The organism is Candidatus Fusobacterium pullicola, from assembly GCA_018883725.1.
Taxonomy (GTDB): domain Bacteria; phylum Fusobacteriota; class Fusobacteriia; order Fusobacteriales; family Fusobacteriaceae; genus Fusobacterium_A; species Fusobacterium_A pullicola.
The window spans coordinates 1-16662 of record JAHLFN010000076.1 but is presented as its reverse complement, the minus strand read 5'-3'; the positions used below and the strand labels follow the sequence as shown (position 1 = coordinate 16662).

Annotated in this window: 18 protein-coding genes; 3 read left to right on the top strand and 15 right to left on the bottom strand. The window is 29.0% G+C overall.

What is annotated here, in order from left to right:
* Positions 1 to 71: 71 nt before the first annotated feature.
* The 12 genes from IAA47_08510 to IAA47_08455 form a co-directional block, all read right to left on the bottom strand.
* Positions 72 to 1010, bottom strand: a complete 939-nt coding sequence (locus IAA47_08510; GenBank protein ID MBU3843003.1) for a succinylglutamate desuccinylase/aspartoacylase family protein — start codon at positions 1008 to 1010, stop codon at positions 72 to 74.
* Between the two features lie 52 nt (positions 1011 to 1062).
* Positions 1063 to 1860 (bottom strand): dipeptide/oligopeptide/nickel ABC transporter ATP-binding protein, encoded by a 798-nt coding sequence (locus IAA47_08505; GenBank protein ID MBU3843002.1) that lies wholly within the window; start codon positions 1858 to 1860, stop codon positions 1063 to 1065.
* Positions 1844 to 2683 carry an ABC transporter ATP-binding protein gene (locus IAA47_08500; protein MBU3843001.1) on the bottom strand — a complete coding sequence of 280 codons (840 nt, stop codon included), beginning with the start codon at positions 2681 to 2683 and terminating at the stop codon, positions 1844 to 1846. Before IAA47_08500 ends, IAA47_08505 begins: the two co-directional genes overlap by 17 nt.
* Positions 2683 to 3507 (bottom strand): ABC transporter permease subunit, encoded by an 825-nt coding sequence (locus IAA47_08495; GenBank protein ID MBU3843000.1) that lies wholly within the window; start codon positions 3505 to 3507, stop codon positions 2683 to 2685. Before IAA47_08495 ends, IAA47_08500 begins: the two co-directional genes overlap by 1 nt.
* Positions 3508 to 3512: 5 nt before the next feature.
* Positions 3513 to 4454, bottom strand: coding sequence for an ABC transporter permease subunit (locus IAA47_08490; protein MBU3842999.1), 942 nt, complete (start codon positions 4452 to 4454; stop codon positions 3513 to 3515).
* 57 nt (positions 4455 to 4511) lie between these two features.
* Positions 4512 to 6107 (bottom strand): nickel ABC transporter substrate-binding protein, encoded by a 1596-nt coding sequence (gene nikA, locus IAA47_08485; protein MBU3842998.1) that lies wholly within the window; start codon positions 6105 to 6107, stop codon positions 4512 to 4514.
* Between the two features lie 248 nt (positions 6108 to 6355).
* Complete coding sequence (locus IAA47_08480) at positions 6356 to 7078, bottom strand: ABC transporter ATP-binding protein (GenBank protein MBU3842997.1); 723 nt, start codon at positions 7076 to 7078, stop codon at positions 6356 to 6358.
* Positions 7078 to 7929, bottom strand: coding sequence for an ABC transporter ATP-binding protein (locus IAA47_08475; GenBank protein MBU3842996.1), 852 nt, complete (start codon positions 7927 to 7929; stop codon positions 7078 to 7080). Before IAA47_08475 ends, IAA47_08480 begins: the two co-directional genes overlap by 1 nt.
* Positions 7919 to 8893 (bottom strand): branched-chain amino acid ABC transporter permease, encoded by a 975-nt coding sequence (locus IAA47_08470; GenBank protein ID MBU3842995.1) that lies wholly within the window; start codon positions 8891 to 8893, stop codon positions 7919 to 7921. The genes IAA47_08475 and IAA47_08470 overlap by 11 nt, the downstream gene beginning before the upstream one ends.
* 12 nt (positions 8894 to 8905) lie before the next feature.
* Positions 8906 to 9790, bottom strand: coding sequence for a branched-chain amino acid ABC transporter permease (locus tag IAA47_08465; protein MBU3842994.1), 885 nt, complete (start codon positions 9788 to 9790; stop codon positions 8906 to 8908).
* A 129-nt stretch (positions 9791 to 9919) separates the two neighbouring features.
* Positions 9920 to 11068, bottom strand: coding sequence for an ABC transporter substrate-binding protein (locus IAA47_08460; protein ID MBU3842993.1), 1149 nt, complete (start codon positions 11066 to 11068; stop codon positions 9920 to 9922).
* Between the two features lie 502 nt (positions 11069 to 11570).
* A complete protein-coding gene (locus IAA47_08455; protein MBU3842992.1) occupies positions 11571 to 12053 on the bottom strand; it encodes a hypothetical protein in 483 nt (160 codons plus the stop codon).
* A 148-nt stretch (positions 12054 to 12201) separates the two neighbouring features.
* Between IAA47_08455 and IAA47_08450 the strand changes: the two genes are divergently transcribed.
* The 3 genes from IAA47_08450 to IAA47_08440 all read left to right on the top strand — a co-directional run bounded on the left by IAA47_08450 (position 12202) and on the right by IAA47_08440 (position 15180).
* Complete coding sequence (locus tag IAA47_08450; protein ID MBU3842991.1) at positions 12202 to 12444, top strand: TIGR03905 family TSCPD domain-containing protein; 243 nt, start codon at positions 12202 to 12204, stop codon at positions 12442 to 12444.
* Positions 12445 to 12620: 176 nt separating this feature from the next.
* Positions 12621 to 14126 carry an ABC transporter substrate-binding protein gene (locus IAA47_08445; GenBank protein ID MBU3842990.1) on the top strand — a complete coding sequence of 502 codons (1506 nt, stop codon included), beginning with the start codon at positions 12621 to 12623 and terminating at the stop codon, positions 14124 to 14126.
* 25 nt (positions 14127 to 14151) lie between these two features.
* A complete protein-coding gene (locus IAA47_08440; protein ID MBU3842989.1) occupies positions 14152 to 15180 on the top strand; it encodes a M42 family metallopeptidase in 1029 nt (342 codons plus the stop codon).
* 84 nt (positions 15181 to 15264) lie between these two features.
* Here the strand turns inward: IAA47_08440 and IAA47_08435 are convergent, their stop codons facing one another.
* The 3 genes from IAA47_08435 to IAA47_08425 are packed head-to-tail and all read right to left on the bottom strand — an operon-like array spanning position 15265 to position 16606.
* Positions 15265 to 15840, bottom strand: coding sequence for a toxin-antitoxin system YwqK family antitoxin (locus IAA47_08435; protein ID MBU3842988.1), 576 nt, complete (start codon positions 15838 to 15840; stop codon positions 15265 to 15267).
* Between the two features lie 26 nt (positions 15841 to 15866).
* Positions 15867 to 16094 (bottom strand): hypothetical protein, encoded by a 228-nt coding sequence (locus IAA47_08430; protein MBU3842987.1) that lies wholly within the window; start codon positions 16092 to 16094, stop codon positions 15867 to 15869.
* Between the two features lie 26 nt (positions 16095 to 16120).
* On the bottom strand, positions 16121 to 16606 hold the full coding sequence (locus IAA47_08425; GenBank protein MBU3842986.1) for an SGNH/GDSL hydrolase family protein: 486 nt from the start codon (positions 16604 to 16606) through the stop codon (positions 16121 to 16123).
* Positions 16607 to 16662 lie beyond the last annotated feature (56 nt).

Below are 16662 nucleotides of genomic sequence, written 5' to 3'. Positions count from 1 at the left end.
TATACTTTTTTAATTAACGTATTTATGATATCATAACTTTTAATAAATTGCAAGAAAAAATTTGAAACAATTTAAATTTTACCATAAGCTAAGATTTCTTCAGATTTTTTTATTGCTAATGAAAAGACTCCATATAGTATAACTCCATCAAATTCTGCATAGTATGAAGTAATAATATTTCCAAAGCAATCTTTGATTTCTCCTAACAAATCTCCTTCATTAAATTTTTCTCCAGCTTTATATCTAGGATACCAAAATCCATCTACTTCAGAAGAAATATATTCAGCTATACTAATCTCTTTTTGATTTAAATTCTTCTCATTTAAAAAGTCTATAATATTGAAGTATCCTAAAACAGAAAGAATATCCTTTTTATACTCTTTCACTTCTTCATTGTTCCAAAGTCCATTTCCCCCTCTTTCAATTAACATAGAGGGAACTCCTTGAATAGCTGCAGAATTATATGCTCCTGTTTTAGCTGAAGATCTTACTCTATAAGGAACAGAAAGTACTTGAGCAACTTCGTGAGATACTTCTATAACTTTATTATCTCCTATTCCTGGAGAGTATACAAAATTTGTAGCTCTTTCATATAAGTCTCCACCATGTAAATCTATAAAAAAATCCAATTGAGGATAAAGAAACTTAGAAAAGTGATAGGCTATCTTATCCGCTGTACTTCCATTCTCAATTCCTGGAAAAGCTCTATTTAAGTTCTTGTTATCCTCAGGCATCACAGCTGGAATTTTATGAAAGAAACCTGAATAATTAACTGGATGAAATATTATAACTGTCCCATTTATATTTACTGGATCTATCTCTTGAGAAAGTTCAATAGCACTCTGTATTCCCACATATTCACAATTATGTATTCCAGAAGATATAGCTACTATTTTTCCACTTTTTTTCCCATTTATTATAGTAGTAGGAATACTATATCCTTCAATATCCCAAAATCCTGAAACTTTCTCTCCTAATTTACAAACTATATTTCCTAATTTAAATTCCATATTTTACTCCTTAATCAATAATTACTTTATAGTTAAAATCTTTTAAATAATTTTAATTATCAAAATCTATTTCTAAAATAGAATTTAATAATTTTTTAGCATAAGAACTTTTTACTTTTGAAAGTTTATAAATATCCTCTACCTTTTCTACAATTTCTCCATCATGAAAAAATAGCACTTTATCACATATATATGTAACAGATGGTAAGTCATGGGTAATAAAAATATATGATAATTTATATTTATTCTGCAAATTTTTTAGTAAATCCATTACTTGAGTTTGAGTAGAAGCATCTAAAGAACTAATAGCTTCATCTAAAAGAATAAATTGTGGTTCTGTAGCTACGGCTCTAGCTATACATACTCTTTGTAATTGTCCACCACTTAATTCATGAGGGTATCTATTCATAAAACCTTCATTTAAGCCTACTGTTTCCAATAGCTCTTTTATTTTACTAACCTTATCTATTTTTTTTCCAAGCTTTCTCTCTAATACTCTCAAAGATTCCCCTATAATATCTTTGACTAAAAAACGAGGATTGGCAGAAGATGTATAATCTTGAAATACAATACTTATCTTCTGTTGTATCTTTCTTTTTTCCTCTTTAGTAGCATTATACATATCTACTCCATCAAAAATTATATTTCCACTGTCTGGTTTTAAAAGTCCAATTAAAGTTTTTCCTAAAGTAGATTTCCCACTTCCACTCTCTCCTATTATTCCAAGACATTCTCCCTTTTTTAATGAAAGGGATACATTTTTAATAACCTGTTGTCTTTCTTTACCAAAAATTGTTTTTTGATTCTCCTTTTTAAAACTTACATTTATATTTTTAGCCTCTAATAACATCTTTCTCCCCTTTCATAATCTTTTTATATCTATTCATAACTGCTAACTTTTTTTCTATTAACATCTTGGTAAATTCATCTTTAGTTTTGGAAAAAACTTCATTCTTCTTTCCTTGTGAAACAATTTTTCCCTTGTTCATTACAATAATATAGTCAGCTATTTCAGAAATTACTCCTAAATCATGTGAGATGAAAATCATTCCAACTTTACCGCTATTTTTTATTTTTTGAAACTCTTTCATAATTTCAAATTGTGTAATAGCATCAATAGCTGTAGTTGGTTCATCTGCTATTATAAAATTAGGATTCATCGATAAAGCTAGCCCTATCATTATTCTTTGTAACATTCCACCACTTAATTGATGAGGAAATTTTGAAAGAATATCTTCTGGATTTTTTAACTGCATCTTTTCTAAAATTTCAATGGATTTCTTTTTTATCTCTTGAGCTGAAAGTGAAGTATGCTCTACAAATGTCTCCATTATTTGATAACCTACTGTATATAAAGGATCAAAGCAAGTCATAGGATTTTGTAAAATCATAGCAATTTCTTTTCCTCTTAATTTTCTTAGATCTTCACCCTTTGCTTCCAAAAGATTTTCTCCATTATATATAGCTTTTCCTTCAGTAAAAAAAGTTTTATTATCTAATAATCCCATAATTGATTTGCAAGTTAAACTTTTCCCACTTCCACTCTCTCCTAGAATCCCAAGACACTCTCCCTCTTTTAATTCAAAAGAAACATTTTCAACTAAACTTTTTTTTATACTCTTTTTTCTCAAAAATATAGAAATATTTTCTACCTTCAATAACGTTTTTTTCATTAAATTTCTGCCTCCTTTGGATCAAAAGCATCTCTTAAACAATCTCCTAAAAAATTAAAAGCTGCTACTAAAATTACTACTGCTACACCTGGAGCTATCATTTGTATTGGATTAGTAGTCATTACATTTTTTGCCTCATTCAACATAGCTCCCCACTCGGGAATAGGAGCTTGTACTCCAAGTCCTAAAAAAGAGAGAGTAGAAATATTTAAAATAGCCCATCCAATATCTAAAGTAGCTAATACAGCCATTTCTGAAGCAATACAAGGAAGCATATGCCTAAAAAGTATAAATTTTTCTCCAGAGCCTATACATCTTGAAAAAAGAATAAAATTTTTATCTGTATATTTTATAACATTTGTTCTGATCATTCTTGCATACCAAGCCCATTTAATAAAAACATTAGCTATAATAACGTTCCTAATATCTACTCCTAATAAAGCTACTACAGCTAATATCATTATTTGGCTCGGGAAAGAAAGCATCATATCAACTATTCTCATTATTACATTATCAATTATTCCTTTAAAATATCCTGATAACAATCCCATCAACGTTCCTATACCGATAGTTCCGACCATTGTAACTAATGATAAGAAAAGTGTAGGTCTTATTCCATATATCATTCTTGACAAAACACATCTTCCTAAATGATCAGTTCCTAATGGATATTGCCATGAATAAGGTGCAAATTTATTTAAAATATTATTTTCATAAGGATCATTTGGTGCTACTAGTGGGGCAAAAATTCCCATAAAAACTAACATTAAAATTAAAGCTATACATATTAAAGCCATCTTATTTTTTAAAAGTCTTTTAATCATATTTTTTAATCCATCCCCTTTCTAAGTCTTGGATCAGAAACATATTGGATTATATCAAATATTAAATTAAACATAACAAAAAGTGTTCCGACCATTAAAACATATGCCTGTATCACAGGATAATCTCTATTAAAAATAGAAGCTATACAAAGTTTTCCTATTCCTGGCCATGCAAAAACATTTTCTACTACTATAGTCCCTGCAATAAGTTGTGGTATGCTCATTCCTATTGCTGTAATACATGAATGAAGAGAGTTTTTTAAAATATGCTTTCTTAAAATATTTTTTTGCTGTAGTCCTCTTACATTAGCATAAAGAACATAATCTTCTTTCATATTCTCTAACATATTATTTCTAATTAGTCTTATGTATGTAGATATATATGTAAGTGATACTGTAAAAGCTGGTAAAATCAGATGTTTAAAAGAACCTGCCCCACTTGTAGGCAATAAATCAAGTTTTATACTTATTAACCAAATCATTAATAACCCTATCCAATAAGCTGGCATTGCTGTAGTCATAAAAACAATTCCTCTCATAATTTTATCAAACCAAGAATCTTTGTATGCAGCACACAGAAAGCCAATAGGTAAACTTAAAAATATAACAAAAACTAAAGAAAGTCCCGCTAATTGTAAGGTTGCTGGAAGACATCTTCCTATCTCACCTAAAACTGTACGAGTAGGATTTGTATAACTTACTCCAAAATTTAAAGCTAAACACTGAAAAAACCACTTTATATATCTTATAAAAAATGGATCATTTAAGCCTAACTCTTCTCTTACTTGTGCAATAGCTTCCTCTGTAATTATAGGAGTTTGTCTAACTCTTAAAGCTACTTCAGCTGGATCTGAAGGAATTAAATTTATAAATATAAAGCAAACAAAGGAAATACAAATAAGTAATGGAATACTCATCAAAATTCTTTTAATAATATAATTTTTCACTTTTCCTCCTTTTAATAAATAGGGATAGGCTATGCCTATCCCTATGGTATCCTATAATTAATTTCCAAAAGTCATTTCAGCAAATGGAACTTCATATTGAGTTTGTGTAAATTTAACATTTTTTAAATCAGAAGTATAAATTGCTTTATTACACTCATAAGTAAGTGGAATATATACAGCATCTTCATGTAATCTTGTCAATACAAATGTATATAAATTTTGTCTTTCTTCTTCATCTGTAGAAACAAGAATTTTTGTTATAGCCTCATCTATCTCTGCCTTATCTTCTAATCCTAATTGAGCTGCATAATCTCCATACACACGTTGACGCATTGCAGCTAAAGAAGATTGAGGATCATATGGTGTTCCCCAACAAATATTAAATACCATATCAAAATTTCCTGCTTTCATATTATCACGATAAGATTGCTCTTCTTGTCCTATAATATTTATAGCTATTCCTATTTTTTTATATTCTGCCTGTAAATATTCAGAAATAGTTTTCTCTGTAACACTATCACTATTATACAATAGATTTAACTCTAATTTTTTACCATTTTTAGTACGAATACCATCCTTACCTTTTACCCAACCACTTTGATCTAAATATTTATTAGCTAAATCTATATCAAAATTAAATGGCTTTAGATCAATATTACAATAAGGAGTTGTCTTTGAAAACAATGTATCAGCTGGCTTTTCTAAACCATAAAATACTCCTTTAGATATAGCCTCTTTATTAGTAGCATGTTGTAAAGCATATCTTATATTTTTATCTTTTAATATTGGATTACTTGTATTTATAACAATTTGTCTAGTTGAAGTTGGTTCAGATAGGGCTACTGTAAATTTATCACTATTCTTATATTTATTTACTGCATCAGCATCTATCATATTTTTTCCAAATATTAAATCTATCTCTCCTTTCTCTAGTGCTAAGATACGAGTTTGATTATCTGGAATTACTTTTACTAAAATCTTTTTAATTTCTGGAACTTTTCCCCAATAATTTTCATTAGCTTCAAATATAGCATACTCATCTGTCACAAAATCTTTTAAGATATATGGTCCCGTTCCTATATAAGCATTTACTCCATTCTTAGTTGAACCATTTTTCATAGCTTTTGGAGATATCATTGCAAAAGGTCTAGTTACTCCTAATTCTGTAAGCATTGGATAGTATGGTTTACTTAATTTTATCTGTATTGTGTAATCATCTACTAGATCCACACTTTCTAAAAGATGCATCATTTCTAACCAAGTATGTCTGCTCTTATTTTCTAAAATAGCATCAAAGTTTGCCTTAATAGCATTGGCATCACAAATTGTTCCATCTGAAAAAGTTACTCCTTTTCTTATATTGAATGTGTATACTTTTCCATCTTCACTTATACTCCAACTCTCTGCAAGACATGGCTCATACCCATTCGGACCAATATTAACAAGAGTTTCATATAACATCTCTTGTGCATACATCTCTCCAGCATAAAGATGGGGATTTAAATCTCTAATATCCCTATAATTTACAAATACTAACTCATCTTTCTTTTCTTTTTCATTTTTAATGACTTTTTCATTCTCTTTGCCATCACAGCCTAGCATTCCAGCTATAATTAAAGTTCCAACTAGAAACTTTGTCAAATAATATCTCATTTTATTCACCTCTAATATTTTGTGTTTAGATATTTTAACAACATCACAATGATATCACAAAATATTAAAATAGTCAATATAAATATTTTGTATATCAAAATAAAATCGGAAATATATTGATAAATATTTAATTAATTAAAAATAAAAATTGCTATCAATATAGTGAATAAACGGAGAATTTTTTTAATAAAAAATAGGCTATTGCAAATTTTATACAATAGCCCTTATAAAATGGTACAAAGTTTTTATTAAGCTCCTAAATAAGCTTTCTTTACATCAGCATTATTTAATAGATCCTTGGCCTTTCCTTCCATAGTAATCTTTCCAGTTTCAATAACATAAGCATAGTCAGCAACAGAAAGAGCCATCTTAGCATTTTGTTCAACTAAAAGTATTGTAGTTCCAGCCTCTTTCAATCTTTTAATTACAGAAAATATCTCTTTTACAAATAAAGGTGATAATCCCATTGAAGGCTCATCTAATATAAGAAGTTTTGGTCTACTCATAAGAGCTCTTCCCATAGCTAGCATCTGTTGCTCTCCACCAGATAAAGTTCCAGCAAGTTGATTTTTTCTTTCTCCCATTCTTGGAAAAACTTCATAAAATTTAGCTCTATCTTTTTCAAGATTTTCTGGAGTATCATCAACTGTAAACGCACCTAATTTTAAATTATCTTTTACAGGAAGTCTAGCAAAAACTCTTCTTCCTTCAGGAACTTGAGCTATTCCCATTTTACATATTTTATGACACTCCACTTTAGTTATATCCTTCCCTTCGAATATAACTTCACCACTTCTTGATTGAATAAGTCCAGATATTGTTTGAAGAGTAGTGGTTTTTCCAGCTCCATTGGCACCTATTAAAGATACTACTTCTCCTTTTCCTACTTTCAAAGATATTCCTTTTAAGGCATGTATATTATCATAATACACATGTAAATCTTTAACCTCTAACATAATATCTCTTTCCATTACTCTTCCTCCTCATCATTAAATATCTCAGCTTTTACTGAAGCGATTTTTTTATTTTCCTCTTCCTCTTCATCAATTTCATCATCATCTTTACCTAAATAAGCAGTAACAACTGCTGGATCATTAACAACTTTTTGTGGATCTCCACTAGCTATAATTGTTCCATGATCTAAAACTATAAGTCTTTCACAAATTCCTAAAACCAGTTTCATATCATGTTCTATTAATAAAATTGCTATTCCAAACTTATCTCTTATTAACTTTATAGTTTTCATTAACTCTTCAGTTTCAGTAGGATTCATTCCTGCTGCTGGTTCATCTAATAATAAAACTTTTGGATTAGTAGCCATAGCACGAGCTATTTCTAATTTTCTTTGTTGTCCGTATGGTAAACTTCCAGCTGGAGTATCGGCATACTTATCTAAATCGAAAATTCTTAGAAGTTTTAAAGCTTTTTTCTTTGCTCTTCTCTCCTCTAACCAAAATTTTGGTAAACGGAAAATTCCAGTAAAAACTCCATATTTCATATTAAAGTTATTTGCTACTAATACATTATCTAATACACTCATATTTTTAAAAAGTCTAATGTTTTGGAAAGTTCTAGCAAGTCCTCTTCTTACTAATTTATATGTAGGAGTTTTCTTTACCTCTATTCCATTAAAAGTGTAAGTTCCAGATGTAGCAGAATATACCCCAGTTAATATATTAAATACAGTTGTCTTTCCAGCTCCATTTGGTCCGATAAGTCCAACTAATTCCTTCTCTCTTAATTCTAAATTAAAATCACTTACAGCTCTAAGAGCACCAAAAGTAATATTTATATCCTTAGCATGTAAAATTCTATTTGACATTTGTTGCCCCCCTTTTTGTAATAAATTTTTCAACCAATTTTGAGATTTGGAACTCTTTACGTCCTAATAATCCAGTTGGACGGAAAATCATAGTTAAAATTAGTAGTAAAGAGTAAACTATCATACGATAATCTGAGAACTCTCTCAATACTTCAGGTAAAACTGTTAAAGCAATTGCTGATATTATTGAACCAGTAAAACTTCCCATTCCTCCTAAAACTACCATAACTAAAATATTTATAGAGTAGTTAAAATCAAATTGTCTTGCTCCTAGAATTCCCATGTTTTGAGCATATATTCCACCAGCTACCCCAGCAAATATAGCAGAAACTGTAAAAGCAAAAGTTTTATAATATGTAGTATTTATTCCAGATGCTCCACTAGCAATTTCATCATCTCTAATAGCTAAAATTGCTCTTCCGTGACGACTTGTCATAAGTGAAAACATCATAGCTACACATAATACCATTATTATATAAATTACTCCAAATTTATTAAAACGTGGAATTCCTCTAAGTCCTTGAGCCCCTCCTGTAAAATCAAAATATTCTATTAAAACTCTGATTATCTCTCCAAAAGCAAGAGTAATAATAGCTAAATAATCTCCATTTAATCTTAAAGCAGGAATCCCAATAATGACTCCAATTATTCCAGCTACAATTCCACCAATAATTAAGGCTATAATATATCCGGGCAACCCAGCTACAATTCCAGATTTTGCAAATAGTGCTGCTGCATAAGCTCCTACAGACATAAATCCAGCATGCCCAATTGTTATCTGCCCAAGACAACCAACTGTTATATTCAAACTTACCGCCAAAATTATATTTATACATATAAAAATCATTACTGTTGTTTGATATCTTGAAATAGCTCCAGAACTTATCAATCCAGTTAATAAAAAATATCCAATAACTATTAGAACCAGAGTTAAAGCATAACTCCATCTCTTTGTTTGATTCATCTCTCTTTCCTCCTATACTTTTTCTCTTAAATTTTTTCCTAAAAGTCCTGTTGGTTTAAAAAGTAAAACTATAATAAGTATAGCAAACACAAAAGCATCTGCAAGTTGTGATGACAAGTAAGCTCTAGTTAAACTTTCTACAATTCCAAGAATAAATCCTCCTATTACTGCTCCTGGAAGAATTCCTATTCCACCAAGTACCGCAGCTATAAATGCCTTTATTCCCAACATTGATCCCATAAGAGGTTGAACTTGAGGGTAAGCTGAAACGTATAATACAGAAGCAATAGCAGCTAATCCACTTCCTATTGCGAATGTAAGCTGTATAGTACTATTTACATTAATACCAACAAGTCTTGCTGCTCCATAATCTTCACTTGTAGCTAGCATAGCTTTTCCATACTTAGTTTTTTTCATAAAATATTGTAGCCCTATAGATAGTATCAAAGTTAATATAATAGTTACAACAGTCCCATAATTTAAATAAATATCACCAAATCTAAGAGGCTCTTGAGTAAATACTTTTGGAAAGGCTCTTGTATTAGGGGTAAAAAGTTTCATAAATAAATTCTCTAAGAATAAGCTTACTCCTATGGCTGTGATTAAGTTAGAAATTCTTGGTGAATTTCTAAGTGGTCTATATGCAATTCTCTCTGTTAACATACCCAAGACTACACAAATAACAATAGCAGGTACTACTGTAAGCCATACGGGTAATCCCATTCTTGTAAAAACAGGTATACTAAATAGTGAAACATAAGCTCCCACCATAATAATATCCCCATGTGCAAAGTTAATAAGTTGTGCTATTCCATAAACCATGGTATAACCAAGTGAAACTAGTGCATAGATACTACCAATCTGTAGTCCATTAATAATTTGCATAATAAATTCCATTTTTTCTCTCCTCTCAATGTCTTATAGTTATTTTAGCTAGGAATAAAGTTCTTTTAAGAATTTTAGAGAGCTAAAGCATCAGCTTCAGCTACTCCTAATTCCCACACTAAATTTTTTATAATTTTAATACTATTCTGGTTGAATTACAGAATCAAAAGTATAGTTACCATTTACAATTTTTAAAACAGTTACAGCTTTAACCGGGTTATTTTTATCATCAAATTTTAAGTGTCCAGTAACTCCATCAAATTCAATACCTTTCATAGCTTTAACAATAGCTTCTTTATCAGTTGAACCAGCTTTTTCAATTGCATCTTTCATAATGTATGCAGCATCATAAGATAGAGCAGCAAATGATGATGGATCTTCATTATATTTTGCTTTGTATGCTTTTACGAAATTTTGTACTTTTTCATTTTTATCTTCTAATGAGTAGTGGTTAGTAAAGTAACTATTCTCAATAGCCTTATATGAAGATGGATCTAATGCTTTTGTTACTCCATCCCAACCATCTGGTCCAATAAGAGTAGATTTAACTCCAACTTCTCTAGCTTGTGTAGAGATTAAAGCAGCTTGTTCATAATAATCTGGAATAACTAATACATCTGGATTAGCTGATGCCACCTTTGTAAGTTGAGCTCTAAAGTCTTTATCTCCTTCAGCATATCCCTCTTTAGCAACAATTTTTAATCCAAGTTTATTTGCTTCTTCAAGAAATGCTTTTGTAACTCCATCAGAATAATCACTTGAGTTATTAACTAAAATAGCTACTGTTTTTGCTCCTAAATTTTTCTTAGCAAGATTAGCTAAAATTACTCCTTGGTAAGGATCTGTAAAACATACACGGAATACGTTTGGTCCAGCTTCTGTAATGTTAAATTGTGTTCCAGTTGGTGTAATCATTGGCATCTTATCTTGAGCAGCAACTTCAGCTATAGCTAGTGTAGGCTTAGAAGGAGCATCCCCAATAAATGCTACAATCCCCTCATCTACAAGTCTATTATAAGCAGTAATCGCTTCAGTAGCATCTCCCTTTGAATCGAGGACAAGAAACTCAACTTGTTTCCCTAAAATTCCTCCATTTTTATTGATCTCTTCCATAGCTAATTTTGAACCATTTGTAGCTGTAACTCCATAAATTGCTACTGGTCCTGTTAATGGTGCTGTAGCTCCAATTTTAATTGTGTTACTCTCCTTTGCTGTTTTAGCTTCCTTTTCTCCCCCGCAAGCTGTAATTAGAAACGACAGTCCTAAAAGCATTAAAGTAAATTTTTTCATTTTGACTCCCCCTTTAAAATGTATATAAATATTGATTCCACTAAAAACAATGCTAATAAAAAGTTATTTAAGTCTCTTATAGACGGACAGAATTTTAGTTATAAAAAAACAGCCTTATTAGGCTGTATCTTTATACTTAAATAAAATATTCCTATCCTATCTAAATTCTATAGTTACTAAGTTAAAACTATACCATATGCCTAACGTAATTTTTTGTATATGAAATTAGACTCATATCTATTTGTATGAGTAATATTATGCATATGACAAATATTATTACATTAAACATTAACATAGTCCCTTCTCTCCTTTTTATAAAATTATTATTTTTAGTTGTTAGAAAGAAGTATACTCCTAAATCACAAAAAAATCAAGTGTAATTTTAATTTTTTTTTTATTTTTTTAAAATTCACTAATTACTTTTCAATTTTGTATCAAAGTATTATTTTTTTAGTATTGTTTTTTCCTATACTTGAACAGTGTTTGATTTTCTATATTTTACTTAATTAAATAAGCTATTTATTTTTCCTTTTATTTTGTCTGTATCTACTATAAATTGTTTAACATCTTCTAATTTACCATCTTTATATGTCTCAGTAAGAATTAATTTTTTCTCGTCTGTATATCTGTTCCACTCTCCATTTTTCTTACCATTAGAAAATTGTCCTGTATATGCTATTTCTCCATTTTGATGATACTCATAATAAGTCCCTACTGGTACTCCATTTTCATAAGATATTTTTTCTTTAATTTGTCCATTATCATAATAATAAGTTTGAGTTCCATTAAATTTTCCATCTTTAAAATTTTCAAGAAGCTTTTCTTTTCCATTTTTATACTTTCCAATAACTTTTCCAGTATATGGCTCAGTTGCATTTACTGTATAAACAATTCCATTTCTTACTTGTTTTTGTGAAATATCAATCTCTTTTCCACATCCTGTTAAAGCTAATAAAATAAATCCTGTTACTAATAATTTTTTCATTTTAGATAATTTCCTCCTAAGTTTATTTTCTCTAATTAATATTTTACCATATTTTTTATAAATACCTATGTAATTTTATAAAACTTGTATTTTTATATATTTTTTTGTATAATACTCCTATATGGAATTAAAATTGTAGGAGGATATTATGAAATATTATAAAACTGAAAAAATTTGTGCAAAAGAGATCGGAGTAGAGTTTGACGAAAATGGAATTATTACTGAAATAGAGTTTTGTGGTGGATGCGATGGAAATACTCATGGACTTCAAAATCTTATCTTAGGAATGAATAAAGATGAAGTTATAAAAAAATTAGAAGGAATTGACTGTAGAGGAAGAGGAACTTCTTGTCCTGACCAACTAGCTAAAATTTTAAAATCATTATCTTAAAACTATCTAAATGGCTATACAATAAAAATTGTATCAGCCATTTTTTATTAAAATTTTAAATCTTGGTTTATTTAATTATATATCTATTGAAAGAAAAACATATATTTTATCTATTTTTAAAATTTTATTTTCAATAGTAAGATATAACTATTAATATTAAACTTGGAGGGGATTTTATGAAAAAGTTTGTATTTGCTATGTTAGGACTCTCTCTTTTTATAACTGCATGTAGTGAAAAGAAAGAGGAAAAAATTAATAATAGTGTTGTAGTTTCACAAGGTTCAAAACCAAAAAGTTTGGATCCAAATATGTATAATGAGATTCCTGCTCTTACGATTACTGAGCAAATATTTAATACTCTATTAAAAATTGATGAAAATGGCAATGTTGTTCCAGAATTAGCAGAATCTTATGAGTATACTACTCCAACAGAACTTATTATAAAATTAAAAAAGGGAGTTAAATTTCATAATGGAGATACTCTTACTTCAAAAGATGTAGTATTTAGTATTAATAGAATGCTTAATAAACCAGCAAGTAGAGTTATGATTGATGCTATAAAAAAAGTGGAAATGATTGATGACTATACTGTCAAATTAGTTCTAAGTAAACCGTCATCACCATTGCTTTTTGGATTGGCTCATCCTATTACTGCAATTTTAAACGAAAAAGATACTTTGGCTAAAAATGACGTGATTGCTACTTCTCCTATGGGAACTGGTCCTTATAAATTTATTGATTGGGGAAGTGGAGAAAAAATAGAACTTACATCTTTTGATAATTATTTTGAAGGAAAACCTAAAATAGATAATTTAACTTATAGAGCTATTACTGAAAATAGTAGTAGACTAGCTGCTCTTGAAACTGGAGAAATAGATATAGCTTATAATATGGATGCCATTGATGGAAGTACTGTTGAAAAAAATCCAAAATTACAACTTATATCTAAACCTACTACTTCAACTGAGTATATAACTTTTAACAATGAAAAAGCACCTTTTGATAATGAAAATTTTAGAAAAGCTGTAAACTATGCACTTGATAAAAAAAGTATGTCTGATTCTATTTTTATGGGAAAAGCTATCCCGGCAAATTCTATAGTAAATCCTAATGTATTTGGTTACTCTGACACTGTAAAGGGATATCCATATAACAAAGAAAAAGCAATTGAGTATTTAAAAAAATCTGGAATAGAAAATCCTTCATTTACTTTATTTGTAAATGATAATACTACAAGACTTCAATTAGCTCAAATTATACAAGCTAACTTAAAAGAGATTGGAATAGACATGACAATTGAAACTCTCGAGTGGGGAACTTACCTACAAAAAACAGCTCAAGGTGAACATCAGGCATTACTTGGTGGTTGGGTATCTGGTACTTCAGATGCTGATATTGTATTTTTCCCATTATTACATAGTAGTTCTCACGGTGGAGCTGGAAATAGAGCTTTTTATACAAATAAAAAATTAGATAAAATTATAGAACAAGCTCAATTAGCTTCTGATCCTAAAGAGAGAAAAGAACTTTTCTTTAAAGCTCAAGAGATTTTACAAAATGATGCTCCTTTCGGGTTATTACTTTACAAAAATGAAAATATAGGTATTAATAAAAGAGTTAAAGGATTTGAATATAATCCTACTATGATGCACAATCTAAAAGATTTATATATAGAAAAATAAAAAAGGGAGTGAAATTATTATGGATATTAACTTAGATATTGAATATGTACTAGATATGGCTGTGGATCTTTTAAATATTCCGAGTCCAGTAGGTTATACTGATGAAGCTATGGAAAGAATAGGAGCAGAGTTAGATCAGTTAGATGTTCCTTATAGTTTAACTAGAAAAGGAGCTATTCTTGCCTATATTGAGGGAGAAGATAATAATTATAAAAAAATGATTTCTGCCCATGTTGATACTATTGGAGCTATGGTTAAAAAAATAAAACCAAATGGTAGGCTAGAACTTGTAAACTTAGGTGGTGTAAATTGGGGTGGAGTAGAAGGAGAGAATTGTTTAGTTCATACTCTTGATGGAGATGCTATTGAGGGAACTATAGTCCCTGTTAAAAGCTCTGTTCACATATATGGAGATGAAGCAAGAGAGATACCTAGAAATGCTTCTACTATGGAAGTAAGACTAGATGAAGAGATTTATACTAAAGAAGATGCAGAGCAATTAGGAGTAAGAGTAGGGGACTTTGTATCTTTTGATCCTCGTACTGTAATCACAGAGAGTGGATATATAAAATCAAGATTTATTGACGATAAGATTTGTATTGCTCAAGTTCTTGGTTATATTAAATATCTAAATGATAATAATCTTAAACCTAAAAATGGATTATATATTTACATCTCTAATTATGAAGAGATAGGGCATGGAGTTTCTGTTATTCCAGATGATATGGATGAATTTATAGCTCTAGATATTGGACTAGTTGGAGCAGAAGCTTTAGGAGATGAGAAAAAAGTTAGTATAGCTGCTAAAGATAATAAAACTCCTTATGACCTAAGTGTAAGACTTGAACTTATGGAAGCAGCTGAACTAAATAATATAAAATATACGGTTGATGTTTATAATAGATATGGTTCTGATGCAAGTGCCGCTATTTTACAAGGATTTGATTTCAAATGTGGTTGTATAGGACCGAGTGTAGAATCTTCTCATCACTATGAAAGAACTCATATTGAAGGAGTCATTGAAACTATAAAATTATTGATAGCTTATTTATAAAATATTTATCTATTTCAAAAAAAACCTTAAGAATTGTTCTTAGTACAAGCCTTAAGGTTTTTTATTTAGTTTAATGGACAAAGATTATTTTTTATTTTTTTCTCTTATCTTTATCTCTTCATCTTCATAATAGTAAATATTCTCTCCTTCGATTAGTCCGTTTATAAAATGTTCATTTATTCTAATTTCTCCATTTTCACTATAAGAAATATAATCCCCATGAAGTATATTATCTCTAAAAGTTATTATTTCCATAATGTTTCCATTTGGATAATAATTAATTTTTTTTCCATTTAATTTTCCATCTATAAAATACCCTCTAGATTTTATAGCTCCATCTTCATAGTATTTTACCCAATCTCCATTTATTCTATCATCTTTAAAAACTATCGATTCTTTCATTTGACCATTTTCATAGTACTGAATAGAGTCGCCATTTAACTTTCCATTTATAAAATCATTCGACTCCTTTATTTGACCACTTTCGTAGTATCTAATATTTGCTCCCTCTTTTATTCCATAAATAAAAGTTTCTCTCTCTTTTAACTGTCCATTTTTATATCTAAAATTTATTACTCCAGAAAAAGGTTCTTTTTCTCCAATAATATAGACAACTCCATTTACCATCTGTTTTCTATAAAACTCCTCTTCTCTTATCATATAAAAACCTCTCTCTCTATTATAATTTATTTATTTTCTTCGCTATCAACTTCATCCTTTTTTATTCTTTTTAAAAATATATTCTTTGCTTTTAATATCAATACCATAAAAATAAAATAATGAATAAACCTCATCTCTTCAAAAGATTTTCCAAAATACTTATCACATATAAAAATAAATCCTATCCATATAACAAGTATCCCTATAAGCATTACTACTAATTTAAACCATTCTTTCCAAAAATTATTTTCCATATTCCACTCCTAAATTTTTTATGTATCTATCTTATTTCATTAATTTTTTCATCAAGTTTATTATTAAATATCTCATATCCAGCATGATTTAAATGAATTCCATCAGTTGTATACTCTCTTTTTATCTCTAAATTATTATCTATAAATAATGGATACAAATTTAAAAAATACTTTTTATAATTTTCTTCTAACCATTGATTAAAAAGAACTATTTTATCATTAGTAATTTTTCTATCAGTTGGAAGAAGAGAGATTAAAATTATTTTAGATACTCTTTTCTCCAGTTTATTTACTATTCTATTATAATAATTTTTAGATTTTTCCATATCTATATTTGTAAAAAAATCATTTACTCCTACTAGTAGTATTCCAATATCTCCTACTATATTTTTGTTTTCTTCTAATAGCCAAAGAACATCTCTTGTTCTATATCCGTTTTTTCCATAATTTTCATATGGAGATTTATAATTCCAATCTATTAAGCTATCTCCTAACATAATTATCTTACGCATATAAATTCCTCCCAAGTATTTCTTATAAGTTGATTATAACACAAAATTTTATTTGT

Coding starts and splice junctions, on each gene's coding strand:
- IAA47_08495 (MBU3843000.1), bottom strand. CDS start 3,507: ATGATTAAAAGACTTTTAAAAAATAAGATGGCTTTAATATGTATAGCT.
- IAA47_08465 (MBU3842994.1), bottom strand. CDS start 9,790: ATGGAATTTATTATGCAAATTATTAATGGACTACAGATTGGTAGTATC.
- IAA47_08500 (MBU3843001.1), bottom strand. CDS start 2,683: ATGAAAAAAACGTTATTGAAGGTAGAAAATATTTCTATATTTTTGAGA.
- IAA47_08425 (MBU3842986.1), bottom strand. CDS start 16,606: ATGCGTAAGATAATTATGTTAGGAGATAGCTTAATAGATTGGAATTAT.
- IAA47_08505 (MBU3843002.1), bottom strand. CDS start 1,860: ATGTTATTAGAGGCTAAAAATATAAATGTAAGTTTTAAAAAGGAGAAT.
- IAA47_08510 (MBU3843003.1), bottom strand. CDS start 1,010: ATGGAATTTAAATTAGGAAATATAGTTTGTAAATTAGGAGAGAAAGTT.
- nikA (MBU3842998.1), bottom strand. CDS start 6,107: ATGAGATATTATTTGACAAAGTTTCTAGTTGGAACTTTAATTATAGCT.
- IAA47_08430 (MBU3842987.1), bottom strand. CDS start 16,094: ATGGAAAATAATTTTTGGAAAGAATGGTTTAAATTAGTAGTAATGCTT.
- IAA47_08460 (MBU3842993.1), bottom strand. CDS start 11,068: ATGAAAAAATTTACTTTAATGCTTTTAGGACTGTCGTTTCTAATTACA.
- IAA47_08480 (MBU3842997.1), bottom strand. CDS start 7,078: ATGGAAAGAGATATTATGTTAGAGGTTAAAGATTTACATGTGTATTAT.
- IAA47_08450 (MBU3842991.1), top strand. CDS start 12,202: ATGAAATATTATAAAACTGAAAAAATTTGTGCAAAAGAGATCGGAGTA.
- IAA47_08455 (MBU3842992.1), bottom strand. CDS start 12,053: ATGAAAAAATTATTAGTAACAGGATTTATTTTATTAGCTTTAACAGGA.
- IAA47_08470 (MBU3842995.1), bottom strand. CDS start 8,893: ATGAATCAAACAAAGAGATGGAGTTATGCTTTAACTCTGGTTCTAATA.
- IAA47_08475 (MBU3842996.1), bottom strand. CDS start 7,929: ATGTCAAATAGAATTTTACATGCTAAGGATATAAATATTACTTTTGGT.
- IAA47_08445 (MBU3842990.1), top strand. CDS start 12,621: ATGAAAAAGTTTGTATTTGCTATGTTAGGACTCTCTCTTTTTATAACT.
- IAA47_08435 (MBU3842988.1), bottom strand. CDS start 15,840: ATGATAAGAGAAGAGGAGTTTTATAGAAAACAGATGGTAAATGGAGTT.